At 69.9% G+C, this 12,563-nt stretch carries 11 protein-coding genes; 5 read left to right on the forward strand and 6 right to left on the reverse strand.

Features of this window, described 5'->3' with window-relative positions:
* Positions 1-21: 21 nt before the first annotated feature.
* The 3 genes from Q7C18_RS08640 (at position 22) to Q7C18_RS08650 (ending at position 4,906) form a co-directional block, all read left to right on the forward strand.
* Positions 22-2,058 (forward strand): bifunctional aldolase/short-chain dehydrogenase, encoded by a 2,037-nt coding sequence (locus Q7C18_RS08640; protein WP_311025034.1) that lies wholly within the window; start codon positions 22-24, stop codon positions 2,056-2,058.
* A 28-nt stretch (positions 2,059-2,086) separates the two neighbouring features.
* Complete coding sequence (locus Q7C18_RS08645; protein WP_311025035.1) at positions 2,087-3,559, forward strand: rhamnulokinase family protein; 1,473 nt, start codon at positions 2,087-2,089, stop codon at positions 3,557-3,559.
* Positions 3,560-3,625: 66 nt separating this feature from the next.
* Positions 3,626-4,906: an alpha-hydroxy acid oxidase gene (locus Q7C18_RS08650; RefSeq protein WP_311025036.1), complete on the forward strand. Its 1,281-nt coding sequence runs from the start codon at positions 3,626-3,628 to the stop codon at positions 4,904-4,906.
* Here Q7C18_RS08650 and Q7C18_RS08655 read toward each other — a convergent pair.
* The 6 genes from Q7C18_RS08655 to Q7C18_RS08680 all read right to left on the reverse strand — a co-directional run bounded on the left by Q7C18_RS08655 (position 4,866) and on the right by Q7C18_RS08680 (position 9,749).
* Positions 4,866-5,174, reverse strand: a complete 309-nt coding sequence (locus Q7C18_RS08655) for a hypothetical protein (RefSeq protein WP_311025037.1) — start codon at positions 5,172-5,174, stop codon at positions 4,866-4,868. The two genes, Q7C18_RS08650 and Q7C18_RS08655, sit on opposite strands and share 41 nt — an antisense overlap.
* Before the next feature lie 13 nt (positions 5,175-5,187).
* Complete coding sequence (locus Q7C18_RS08660; RefSeq protein WP_139827720.1) at positions 5,188-5,538, reverse strand: hypothetical protein; 351 nt, start codon at positions 5,536-5,538, stop codon at positions 5,188-5,190.
* Positions 5,539-5,635: 97 nt separating this feature from the next.
* Positions 5,636-7,177 carry a tripartite tricarboxylate transporter permease gene (locus tag Q7C18_RS08665; protein WP_311025038.1) on the reverse strand — a complete coding sequence of 514 codons (1,542 nt, stop codon included), beginning with the start codon at positions 7,175-7,177 and terminating at the stop codon, positions 5,636-5,638.
* 54 nt (positions 7,178-7,231) lie between these two features.
* Complete coding sequence (locus Q7C18_RS08670) at positions 7,232-7,738, reverse strand: tripartite tricarboxylate transporter TctB family protein (protein ID WP_311025039.1); 507 nt, start codon at positions 7,736-7,738, stop codon at positions 7,232-7,234.
* Positions 7,738-8,745 carry a tripartite tricarboxylate transporter substrate binding protein gene (locus Q7C18_RS08675; protein ID WP_311025040.1) on the reverse strand — a complete coding sequence of 336 codons (1,008 nt, stop codon included), beginning with the start codon at positions 8,743-8,745 and terminating at the stop codon, positions 7,738-7,740. Before Q7C18_RS08675 ends, Q7C18_RS08670 begins: the two co-directional genes overlap by 1 nt.
* Positions 8,742-9,749 carry a tripartite tricarboxylate transporter substrate binding protein gene (locus Q7C18_RS08680; RefSeq protein WP_311025041.1) on the reverse strand — a complete coding sequence of 336 codons (1,008 nt, stop codon included), beginning with the start codon at positions 9,747-9,749 and terminating at the stop codon, positions 8,742-8,744. The genes Q7C18_RS08675 and Q7C18_RS08680 overlap by 4 nt, the downstream gene beginning before the upstream one ends.
* Positions 9,750-10,095: 346 nt before the next feature.
* On the opposite strand from Q7C18_RS08680, the gene Q7C18_RS08685 reads away from it, so the two are divergent.
* Together Q7C18_RS08685 and Q7C18_RS08690 are read left to right on the forward strand one after the other, a co-directional pair.
* Complete coding sequence (locus tag Q7C18_RS08685; RefSeq protein WP_311025042.1) at positions 10,096-11,442, forward strand: enolase C-terminal domain-like protein; 1,347 nt, start codon at positions 10,096-10,098, stop codon at positions 11,440-11,442.
* A gap of 92 nt (positions 11,443-11,534) precedes the next feature.
* Positions 11,535-12,539, forward strand: a complete 1,005-nt coding sequence (locus Q7C18_RS08690; RefSeq protein ID WP_311025044.1) for an AEC family transporter — start codon at positions 11,535-11,537, stop codon at positions 12,537-12,539.
* The last annotated feature ends 24 nt before the right edge of the window (positions 12,540-12,563 follow it).

Raw genomic sequence — 12,563 nt, forward strand, 5'->3', positions numbered from 1 at the left:
TCACCCACAGAAGGATCACTCATGACGAACCCCACCGTCGCTGACCTCATCACCCGGTCCAACCGGCTCGGAGCCGACCCGAAGAACACCAACTACGCCGGCGGCAACACCTCCGCCAAGGGCGTCGACGTCGACCCTGTCACTGGGGAGGAGGCCGAGCTGCTCTGGGTCAAGGGCTCCGGCGGCGACCTCGGCACCCTGAAGGAGTCCGGCCTGGCCACCCTGCGCCTGGACCGCATGCGCGCCATGGTGGGCACCTACCCGGGCGTGGAACGCGAAGATGAGATGGTCGCCGCCTTCGACTACTGCCTGCACGGCAAGGGCGGGGCCGCGCCGTCGATCGACACCGCCATGCACGGGCTGGTGGACGCCGCCCATGTGGACCACCTGCACCCGGACTCGGGCATCGCGATCGCCACCGCCGCCGACGGCGAGGAGCTGACCCGCACCATCTTCGGGGACAAGGTCGTCTGGGTGCCGTGGCGCCGTCCCGGGTTCCAGCTGGGCCTCGACATCGCCGAGATCAAGGAGAAGAACCCGCAGGCGATCGGCTGCATCCTGGGCGGCCACGGCATCACCGCCTGGGGCGACACCTCCGAGGAGTCCGAGCAGAACTCCCTGTGGATCATCGACACCGCCGCCGCCTATATCGAGAAGCACTCCCGGCCGGAGCCCTTCGGCCCGGCGCTGGACGGCTACGGCGCCCTGCCCGCGGATCAGCGCCGCGCCAAGGCCGCCGCGCTGATGCCCACCATCCGCGCCATCGCCAGTGCGGACAAGCCGCAGGTCGGCCACTTCTCCGATGACGACGTCGTCCTGGACTTCCTCTCCCACGCCGAGCACCCGCGACTCGCGGAGCTGGGCACCTCGTGCCCGGACCACTTCCTGCGCACCAAGGTCAAGCCGATGGTGCTGGACCTGCCCGCAGACGCCGCCGTCGATGACGCCAAGGCCCGTCTGCTGGAGCTGCACGAGGCCTACCGGAAGGACTACCAGGCCTACTACGACCGTCACGCCGACGCGGACAGCCCCGCCCTCCGCGGCGCCGACCCGGCGATCATCCTCATCCCCGGGGTGGGCATGTTCTCCTTCGGCAAGGACAAGCAGACCGCCCGGGTGGCCGGCGAGTTCTACCTCAACGCCATCAACGTGATGCGCGGCGCCGAAGGGCTGTCCCGCTACGCGCCCATCGACGAGCGGGAGAAGTTCCGCATCGAGTACTGGGCGCTGGAGGAGGCCAAGCTGCAGCGCATGCCGAAGCCCAAGCCGCTGGCCACCCGCATCGCGCTGGTGACCGGGGCCGCCTCCGGCATCGGCAAGGCCATCGCCACCCGTCTGGCGGCTGAAGGCGCCGTCGTCGCCATCGCAGACCTGGATCTGGAGAAGGCCCAGGCGGTCGCCGCCGAGCTGGGCGGCCCGGACAAGGCCATCGGCGTCGCCGCCGACGTCTCCGACGAGGCCGCCGTGCAGGCCGCCGTCGATGAGACCCTGCTGGCGTTCGGAGGGCTGGACATCGTGGTCAACAACGCCGGCCTCTCGCTGAGCAAGTCCCTGCTGGAGACCACCGCCAAGGACTGGGATCTGCAGCACAACGTGATGGCCAAGGGCTCCTTCCTGGTGTCCAAGACGGCGGCGAAGGCGCTCATCGACCAGGGCCTGGGCGGAGACATCCTCTACATCTCCTCGAAGAACTCCGTGTTCGCCGGCCCGAACAACATCGCCTACTCCGCCACCAAGGCCGACCAGGCCCACCAGGTGCGGCTGCTGGCCGCCGAGCTGGGAGAGCACCAGATCCGCGTCAACGGCATCAACCCCGACGGCGTGGTGCAGGGCTCCGGCATCTTCTCCTCCGGCTGGGGCGCCAACCGAGCCAAGACCTACGGCATCGAGGAGAAGGACCTGGGCAGGTTCTACGCCCAGCGCACCATCCTCAAGCGCGAGGTGCTGCCGGAGAACGTCGCCAACGCGGCCTTCGCCCTGGTCAGCTCGGACCTGTCCCACACCACCGGGCTGCACGTGCCGGTCGACGCCGGCGTCGCCGCCGCCTTCCTGCGCTGAGCCGCAGCCCGAGCGAGAGGCAGACTCGATGAGCGCGACGACGCAGCAGACCACCCAGCATGCGGCCGTGGACCTCGGCGCCTCCAGCGGGCGCGTGGTCCTGGGCCAGGTGGGTCCGGACACGTTGCAGCTGACGGAGGTGTCCCGCTTCTCCAACGGACCGGTGCACCTGCCCGACGGGCTGCGGTGGGACCTCATCGGCCTGTTCGACCACGCCCTGACGGGGCTGGGCGAGGCGGTCCGTGTCGCGGACGACGACGGCGGCCTCGCCTCGGTGGGCATCGACTCCTGGGCGGTGGACTACGGTCTGCTGGCCCGCGCGGCCGGCGACGGCGGCCTGGCCCTGCTGGGCGCCCCGTTCCACTACCGGGACGAGCGCACCGCCGCCGGTGTGGAGGCGGTGCACCGGCGGGTCCCCTTCGCCGAGCTGTACCGGCGCAACGGTCTGCAGTTCCTCCCGTTCAACACCCTCTACCAGCTGGCCGCCGACGAGCTGCTGGCCGGGCCGGCGGGGGCGGCCGTGGAGCGCGCCCTGCTGGTGCCCGACCTGCTGGGCCAGTGGCTCACCGGCGAGGCGACGGCGGAGGCCACCAACGCCTCCACCACCGGGCTGGTCAACGTGGACACCCAGGACTGGGACCATGAGCTGATCACGACACTCGGGCTTCCGGCCGGGCTGTTCCCGGACATCGCCGTACCCGGCACCACGCTGGGGGAGACTCGTGACCAGCTGGCCCCGTTCCTGGGCGGACAGCGGCTGCCGGTGACCCTGGTGGGGTCCCATGACACCGCCAGCGCGATCGTCGGCACCCCACTGTCCTCCCCGCACGCCGCCTACATCTCCTGCGGCACCTGGGGGCTGGTGGGGCTCGAGCTGGATCAGGCCGTGGTCACCGAGGCCAGCCGGGAGGCGAACTTCACCAATGAGGGCGGCGTGGACGGCCGCTTCCGCTTCCTCACCAACGTGATGGGCACCTGGCTGCTCTCTGAGACCCTGCGCACCTGGGAGCGTCAGACCGGCCGGGCCCAGGACCTGGGGGCGCTGCTGGAGGCCGCGGAACAGGTGCCCGCCGCCGACGTCGTGATCATCGACGTCCAGGACGAACGCTTCGTCGCCCCCGGCGACATGCCCGCCCGGATCGCGGACTGGTGCACCGAGCACGACCAGCCGACCCCCGGCTCCGAGCCCGCCCTGGTGCGCTGCATCGTGGAGTCCATCGCCGCAGGCTTCGCCCGCGCCCTCGACGACGCCGCCCGGCTGGCCGAGAGGAGGGTCGACGTCGTGCACGTGGTCGGCGGAGGGTCGCTGAACGCCCTGCTGTGCCAGGCCACGGCGGACCGCAGCGGTCTCGACGTCGTCGCCGGCCCGGTGGAGGCCACCGCCATCGGCAACCTGCTCATCCAGGCGCGCACCGCCGGGACGCTCAGCGGCGAGCTGGAGGACCTGCGCGAGCTGATCACCCGCAGCCACTCGCCGACCACGTACCGTCCGCAGGTGTGACGAACCCCCTCAGCAGCTGGATGTACCGTGATGCGCAGCAGCATCACCTCACGAAGAAGGAGCCCCATGGTTGAGCGTCGTCTCCCCAAGCCCCGTGACCTTGCGCCGCTGATGCAGTTCAAGAAGGTCGACGTCAACGCGAGCCGTCGTCGGCTGAACGCGGCGCTGACCATCGAGGATCTGCGCCGGATCGCGAAGCGGCGGACCCCGAAGGCCGCCTTCGACTACACCGACGGCGCGGCCGAGGGCGAGCTCTCCATGCACCGGGCGCGGCAGGCCTTCGAGGACGTGCAGTTCAACCCCTCGATCCTGCGGGACGTCTCCGAGGTGGACACCTCCACCACGATCTTCGGCGGGCCCTCGGCCCAGCCGTTCGGGATCGCGCCCACCGGGTTCACCCGGCTGATGCAGACCGAAGGGGAGACTGCCGGGGCCTCGGCCGCCGGCGCGGCGGGGATCCCGTTCACGCTCTCCACGCTGGGAACCACCTCCATCGAGGATGTGAAGAAGGCCAACCCGTACGGGCGGAACTGGTTCCAGCTGTACGTGATGAAGCAGCGGGAGATCTCCTACGGCCTGGTGGAGCGCGCCGCGGCCGCCGGATTCGACACCCTGTTCTTCACCGTGGACACCCCGGTGGCCGGAGCCCGGCTGCGGGACAAGCGCAACGGGTTCTCCATCCCGCCGCAGCTGAGCCTGGGCACCGTGATCAACGCGATCCCGCGGCCCTGGTGGTGGATCGACTTCCTGACCACCCCGCCGCTGGAGTTCGCCTCGCTGTCCTCCACCGGGGGGACCGTCGGCGAGCTGCTGGACTCCGCCATGGACCCGTCCATCAGCTTCGAGGACCTGACGATCATCCGGGAACTGTTCCCCGGCAAGATCGTCGTCAAGGGCGTCCAGAACGTGGAGGACTCCAAGACCCTGGCGGATCTGGGCGTCGACGGCATCGTGCTCTCCAACCACGGAGGCCGCCAGCTGGACCGGGCGCCGATCCCGTTCCACCTGCTGCCTGAGGTGGTCCGCGAGGTCGGAGACGACCTCGAGGTCACCATGGACACCGGCATCATGAACGGCGCCGACGTCGTCGCCGCCCTGGCCATGGGGGCGAAGTTCACCTTCGTGGGGCGGGCCTACCTGTACGGGCTCATGGCCGGCGGCCGCGCCGGAGTGGACCGGACCATCGAGATCCTCAGTGAGCAGGTGGAGCGGACCATGCGGCTGCTGGAGGTCTCCACGGTCGAAGAGCTCGAGCCGAAGCACGTCACTCAGCTGCAGCGCCTGGTGCCGCGGGAGGCGTCGACGGTCAGGACGCCGAGCCGTGGGTGGCCATCGTCAGCAGGCTGAACAGCGTCATGGAGATGACTGCCAGGATGAGGATGCCGACGACGATCTCGATCCACGCCACCACGACCACCCAGCGGAGGGGCTCGCCTCCCAGGCGGCGAGTCCTGCGCACCAGGATCAGCGCCAGGGGCCCCAGAAGTATCGGCAGCAGTACCAGCCCCACCAGGACGGTCACGACGGCGCGGTCCGCCGCCCGCTGAGCGGCGGTGAAGCGGTGCACCGGAGGGGCCGTGGGTGCGAGCGCGCTGTGCTGCGGCGAGCAGGTCATGGAGCTGCCCTCCTCACAGGCCGCCGGTGGCCAGGATGATGAGCCCCAGCACCACCGGGATCAGCGTCAGCACACCGATCGCCAGGGATATCCACCCGAGCACCAGGCCGGGCAGAGCGCGGTGGCCGTTCCGCCGCGCCCGGACGGCGAATCCGATGGCGACCGGCCCCAGCACGATGTGCAGGAAGAACAGCCCCACGATGCCCAGCGCCAGGGAGACCGACGCATCACGCTCGGCATTCTGAGCCTGCGGGTTCGGCGGCGGAGGCATGGGCGGTCCGGCCGGTGGAGGGGCGGGCAGCGCCCCCTGCGGAGGGGCGGGCATCGGGATCTGACCTGGAGTCACATGCGGTGGCTGGCTCATGCCTCCACGGTAGCCAGATCCGAGGGGCCTGGCAGGCCCCCACCGGCAGCCTGTGGAAAACGCGACTGGGGAGGGCCTGGAGGGGAGGGCCCAGGGATCAGCGCCCGGCGTCGGAGGGCTCCCGGACGGGCTCCTCGCCGGGCACCGCCAGCAGGTCAGGACGACGGCGCCGGACGACCTTCAGCACGATCGGCAGGGCCACCACGACGACGAACAGCGCGAGCAGCGTCAGCGTGATGGGTCGCCCGGCCACCTGCGTGAGGTCCCCGGAGAACATGAGCAGCGCCCGGCGGAAGTTGTCCTCGAGCAGCGAGCCCAGGACGAAGGCCAGCACCAGCGGGGCCGGGTCGAAGCCGAACTTCTTCATCAGGTAGCCCAGCACGCCGAAGACGATGACCACCATGACCTCGAAGATCCGGTTGTTGATCGTGTAGGCGCCGATGCACACGATCAGCACGGTGATGGGGGCGAGGATGGCGGGGCGGACGTGCAGGATCCGCACGAACACGCCGATCAGGGGGATGGCGAGGATCAGCAGGACGAGATTCCCGATGTACATCGAGTTCACCACGCCCCAGAAGAGGTCCGGGTTGGTGTCCACCAGCTGCGGACCCGGCGTGATGCCCTGGATGAGCAGCGCCCCGAACATCACCGCCATGGTGGCGTTGGCCGGGATCCCCAGCGTCAGCAGCGGGATGAAGGAGGAGGTGGCCGCCGCGTTGTTGGCCGTCTCCGGGCCGGCCACCCCTTCGATGGCGCCGCGGCCGAAGCGCTTCGGATCCTTGGCCAGCCGCTTCTCGATGCCGTAGGAGGCCATGGCGGAGACGGTGGCGCCGCCGCCCGGCAGGATGCCCAGCAGGAACCCGAGCAGCCCTCCGCGGCCGATGGGTCCGGCCGACTGTTTCAGGTCCTGGCGGGTGGGGAGCACCTTCTTGACCTTGATCGGCTTGCCCGGGTCGATGTGGCGCCGTTCCAGGCTGTAGAGGATCTCGGCGAGGCCGAAGACGCCCATCGCGATCGGCACGAACTGCAGGCCGTCAGTCAGCTCGAGGCTGCCGGCGGTGTAGCGCAGCTCCCCGGTGAAACCGTCACGTCCCACCGTGGCCAGCAGAAGTCCTGCCGCGGCGGCCGCCAGCGCCTTGAGCATGGTGCCGTTGCTGATGGTGGCCACAAGCAGGATGCCCAGCAGCGTCAGGGCCGCGTACTCGGGCGGGCCGAAGCGCAGGGCGAACCCGGCGATCATCGGGGCCACGACGGTCAGCACCACGATGGACACGGTGCCGCCCGCGAAGGAGGCGATCGCCCCGATGCCCAGGGCCTTGCCCGCATGCCCCTGCTGCGCCAGCGGGTAGCCGTCCAGGGCGGTGATGGCCGAGGAGGTCTCGCCGGGCAGCTTCAGCAGCACGGCGGTGACGGTGCCGCCGTAGATCGCGCCATAGAAGATGCCGGCCAGCATGATGATCGCGGTGACCGGTTCCATGCCGTAGGTCAGCGGCAGCAGGATGGCGATGGTCGCCGCCGGGCCCAGTCCCGGCAGCACGCCGATGACCATGCCGACGAGCACGCCCAGCAGGCAGAAGAGGAAGTTCTCCGGCTGCAGGACGACCTGGAAGCCTTCGAAGACCGGGGTGAGGTCCATGACGTCAGCCTTTCGTGACGACGGGGCGCGCGGCGGCGCCGGGGGTGGGCCGGGTCAGAACAGCCGCGGCAGCGGCACGCTGAGGCCCGTGATGAAGATCAGGTAGAAGACGGCGACGACGACGGCGGACAGGGGGACCGCCAGGCGCAGCCGTTCCCGACCCAGCCCGCACATCCAGAAGACCAGCAGGAGGAACGAGGGGATTTCGAAGCCGATCAGTGGGATGAGCTGGCCCAGGGCGACCAGGCTGGCCGCACCGACGAGCACGGCCCAGGCGCGCGAGGTGATCTGTTCGGCGTCCTCATAGGTGGCTGCGCGGGCCATGATGAGCACACCCACCACGATCAGCAGACCGGAGACGACGCCCGGCCAGGTGCCGGCCCGGGGGTGGGTCAGCGCACCCAGGCCGAGGCTCATGGCCTCCAGCAGCGCCAGGACGCCGACTGCGGTCACCGCCGCCCCGCACAGGAGGTTGGTCAGCCGGCCGGCGCGGGGAGCCTTTTGGCCGGGAGAGTCGGTGACGTCCGGTGACCGGGTGCTGCCGAGGGCCTCTGCCGTCATCAGTCCTCCCCTCCGAGGTCGATGTCGTAGTCCTGGGCGAACTCCGCATAGCGTTCCGCGAGCTCCTGCCACTCCCGTTCGACCTCGTCGCCCGGCGTCTCCGCCCGGACCAGGTAGTTGGCGTCCAGGAAGTCCTGCCAGGCATCGGTGGCCACGATCTCCTCGAAGCCGTCCCGCAGAGCGGTGACGACGTCCTCGTCCGTGCCCTCCGGCAGGGCCACGGCGCTGTACTGGGTGACCGGGATGTCGTGTCCCTCCTCGGCGGCGGTGGGGGTGTCCGGCAGGTGCTCGTTGCGCTCCTCGGAGAAGATCAGGATCGGCTTGACGGTGCCGGCCTCGATCTGGGGCATCGCATCACCGATGTGGACGGTGCCGACCTCCACCTGACCGCCCATGACGGCGGTCAGCGCCGGCGGGCCCGAGTCGAAGGGCACCTCGTTGCCGTCCACGCCGGCCTCGCCGAAGAGCGCCAGCTGTGCCAGCTGGCTGCCCGTGCCCACACCGGTGGTGCCATAAGTGATGGGTTCGTCGGAGGCGATCATGTCCTGCAGGGAGTCGATCTCGCTGTCAGCGGTGGCGATGAGCACGTAGTCGTTCTGCACCAGGGACATCACGACGTCGACCTCATCCCAGCTCACGGCCTCGTCCTCGGAGACCGCCTGTGGAGTGATCGTCATCAGAGAGGCGTTGAGCAGGGTGAGCTCGTAGCCGTCCGCGTCACGGCCGGCGACGTCCTTGACCGCCAGTGCGCCGTTGGCCCCGGGCTGGTTCTCCACCGGCATCGCCACGCCGAAGGCGTCCTGGGAGCCTTCGGCCAGGGCTCGGGCGATCACATCCGCGGGGCCGCCGGCGTCGTAGCCGACGGTCATCCGGAGGGGCTCGGACGGAAAGTCCGCCGTCTCTCCGGACCCCTGGGTGACGCCCCCGCAGCCGGCCAGCGCGGCGATGAGCCCCAGAGCCGTCGCGGGGGCCAGGTGACGAGGAGCCGGCAGGTGCTGCGTCCTCACTCGGCGCCTCCCAGGTCGATGTCGTTGTCCTCCACCAGCTGACGGTAGGTCTCGGCGAGCTCGTTCCACTGCTCCTCGACCTCGTCGCCGCTGATCTCCACGGGAGTGAGGTAGTTGTCCTCGTTGAACTGCTGGTACTCCTCGGTGGCGACGATCTCGCGGAAGCCGTCCTCCAGAGTCGTCCTGATCTCATCGGAGGCGCCTGCCGGGAGTGCCACGGCCCGGTACTGGGCGACGGGGATCTCGTGGCCCTCCTCCGCGGCGGTGGGGGTGTCCGGGAGGAACTCCAGGCGCTCGTCGGAGAACACCACGATGGGATTCACGGTGCCGGCCTCGATCTGTGGCATGGCCTCGGCCACCTGGACGGTCGCGACGTCGACCTGACCTCCCATCACGGCAGTGAGCGCAGGGCCGCCGCCGTCGAAGGGGACCTCGTTGCCGTCGATGTCGGCCTCGCCGAACATCAGCAGCTGGGCCAGCTGGGAGCCGGTCCCCACACCGGCGGTGCCGTAGGAGAGGTTCCCGCTGTCGGCGGCGATGTCGTCCAGGGTCTCGTAGCCGGTGTCGGCGTGGGCGACCATGACGTAGTCGTCGCGGGACAGGCCCATCACGACGTCGAGCTCGTCGAGGCTGACCTGCTCGTCCTCGGAGGCGATGAGGGAGGTGATGGTGATCAGCGAGGCGTTGAGCAGTACGAGGTCATAGCCGTTCGGGTCCTGGTTCGCGACCTGCTGGGTGGCGATGGCGCCGTTGGCCCCGGGCTGGTTCTCCACCGGCATCGCCACACCGAAGGCGTCCTGGGCGCCGTTGGCCACGGCACGCGCGATCAGGTCGGTGCTGCCGCCGGCGTCCTGGCCGACGGTCAAGGTGATGGACTCCTCGGGGAAGCCGTCGGAGTCGCCGGTGCCGTCGGTGACGCCGCCGCAGGCGCTGAGGCTCAGGCCGAGGCCGGCGACGACGGCGGCAGCCGCCACGGAGCGGCGGGCAGGTGCTGAGGTCTTCATGGTCTTCTCCTGGAAGTGGGGTGCGGCAGTGAAGTCTGTGAGTCCTGTGAGGGTGGACACATCGGGGTCGGTGATCCGAGCGTAGAGAACCTGCGTGATACCTGTCCAAACTGTAAAGCGAATCAAGTGATGCGCTGAAGGTATCGATGAGTTTGAGCCGTCTCGCGTGGTCTGCGAGGGAAAGCGCTTCTTCCCTGTACTGGTGCGGAAGTTGTTCTACAGGTCTGCATCATGTCAGACAGCGTGATGCGTCGGAGGCATCGAAGCATGTATTCATCGGCTTGGACAGGCATCACGAATTGTCATTAGCGTGAGACAGCCCACAGACTCTCGCGGAGGTTCATCCATGTCTCGTCCCGTGCCCGCCGGCGCTTCTCCCCGCATCACCGACGTCGAGGTCGTCCCGGTCGCCGGGCACGACTCCATGCTGCTCAATCTGTCCGGGGCTCATGGCCCCTATTTCACCCGGAACATCGTGATCCTCACCGACGAGGACGGGCGCACCGGACTCGGTGAGGTGCCGGGCGGGGAGAAGATCACTGCCACCCTGCGCGAGGGCGGTGAGCGGCTGACGGGCCGACCCGTGGCCGAGTTCCGCTCCGCCCTGCGGGAGATCTCGGAGGAGTTCTCCGCGCTCGACGCCGGTGGGCGGGGACTGCAGACCTTCGACCTGCGCACCGCCGTGCATGCCGTCACCGGACTGGAGTCCGCGCTGCTGGACCTGCACGGGCAGCATCTCGGCATCCCCGTGGCGGAGCTTCTCGGTGACGGCCGGCAGCGCAGCCAGGTGCCCATGCTCGGCTACCTGTTCTTCATCGGCGACCCCGACGCCACCGACCTGCCCTACCTGCGCGAGGCCGGCGGCGCGGACGCGTGGGAGCGTCGCCGTCGCGAGAAGGCCATGGACGCCCAGGGAGTGATCGAGTTGGCCCGCGCCGCGCAGCGGCGCTACGGGTTCTCTGACTTCAAGCTCAAGGGCGGAGTGCTCGCCGGGGATGAGGAGGTCGACGTCGTCACCGCCCTCCACGAGGAGTTCCCCGAGGCTCGCATCACCCTGGACCCCAACGGCGGCTGGCTGCTCGAGGAGGCCATCCGCTACGGCCGTCGGATGCAGGGGGTCGTGGCCTATGCCGAGGACCCCTGCGGGGCCGAGGGGCGGTTCTCCTCCCGGGAGATCATGGCCGAGTTCAAGCGCGCCACCGGGCTGCGCACGGCGACCAACATGTGCGCCACCGACTGGCGTGAGATGACCAGCGCCGTGCGCGGCAACGCCGTGGACATCCCCCTGGCCGACCCCCACTTCTGGACGATGAGCGGCTCGGTCCGGGTGGCGCAGCTCTGCCACGACTTCGGCCTGACCTGGGGCTCTCACTCCAACAACCACTTCGACATCTCCCTGGCCATGTTCACCCACGTCGGCGCCGCCGCCCCGGGGGAGATCACCGCTCTGGACACCCACTGGATCTGGCAGGACGGCCAGGGGCTCACACAGGAACCCCTGCAGATCCGCGACGGCGCCATCGCCGTGCCGCAGCGGCCCGGGATCGGCGTGGACCTGGACCGGAATCGCCTGGAGGAGGCCCATGAGCTCTACCTGCGGGAAGGGCTCGGTGCCCGCGACGACGCGGTGGCCATGCAGTATCTCGTCCCGGGCTGGGAGTTCGATCCCAAGCGTCCCTGCCTGCTGCGCTGACCTTCCTGCTGAGCTGACCTGCAGAGGTGGCGCGCTGTAGGGTGCGGGTGGATGCTCCGCCGCCGGCGGGCACGGCCAGCGAAGGAGGGTGAGTGGAGGGCGTTCTCCTCGGTTTCAGCGTGGTGGCGGTGCTCGTGCTCATCGGCGCCGGCACCGCGGCGATCGCCCCGCAGAAGGCCCGCTCTGCGCAGCGCGGGGTCACGCCGTTGGTCTACTACATCACCAACCCGTGCCTGATGGTGGTGCTGGTCTCCCAGACGGATGTCCGCATGGTGGCCGGACTGTACGCGCCGCTGGCGCTCGGCATCGCCGGGATCACCGCCGTCGTCTTCTCCGCCTATGGCCTGCTGGCGCTGCGACGACGCCGACGTCGGCCGATGCCCGACGGCGACGGCGCCAGAGCCAGCGCCCGTGACGGTGGCGCCTCGGGTGCCGCCACCGGTGCCGACGTCGCGGTGGGAGCGATGGCCTCCTGCTACGTGAACGCGGGCAACATCGGGGTGCCGATCGCGCTCTACATGGTGGGCACCACCGCTCCGGTGGTCTCGGTGCTGCTGGCCCAGCTGCTGGTTCTCGCCCCGCTGTTCCTCACGCTCTTCGGGCTGCTCGGGCGTTCCGGCGGGCCCTCCCGCGCACGGACCATCCTGGGCTCCATGCTGAACCCCGTCACGGTGGGGGTGCTGATCGGGGCGGTCTTCTCCCTGCTGGACCGGCGGCCGCCCGAGGTGATCTGGGAGCCGGTCCGGATGCTGGGGGAGGCCTCCATCCCGCTGATGCTGCTGATCTTCGGGATGGCGCTGTGGCAGGAGCGGCCCTTCGCCGTGCGGGAGCGCCGGGCCGACGCCGTGGTGGGCACCGTGTGCAAGGTCGCCGTCATGCCGGTGGTCGCATGGGCGCTCGCCGGCCCGGTCTTCGGGCTGACCGGTGCCGAGCTGCTGGGAGTAGTGGCGATGGCGGCGCTGCCCACCGCGCAGAACGTGTTCGTCTTCGGCCTTCACCACGGGATGCCGGTCACCGTGGCCAAGGACGTCACCTTCGCCAGCTCGCTGCTGAGCCTGCCGGTGGTGCTGCTGGCCGCCTGGCTGCTCGGCGTGTGATGCGGATCAGCGTCCAGACCTTCA

This window comes from Nesterenkonia sp. CL21 (assembly GCF_031705515.1).
Classification (GTDB): domain Bacteria; phylum Actinomycetota; class Actinomycetes; order Actinomycetales; family Micrococcaceae; genus Nesterenkonia; species Nesterenkonia aethiopica.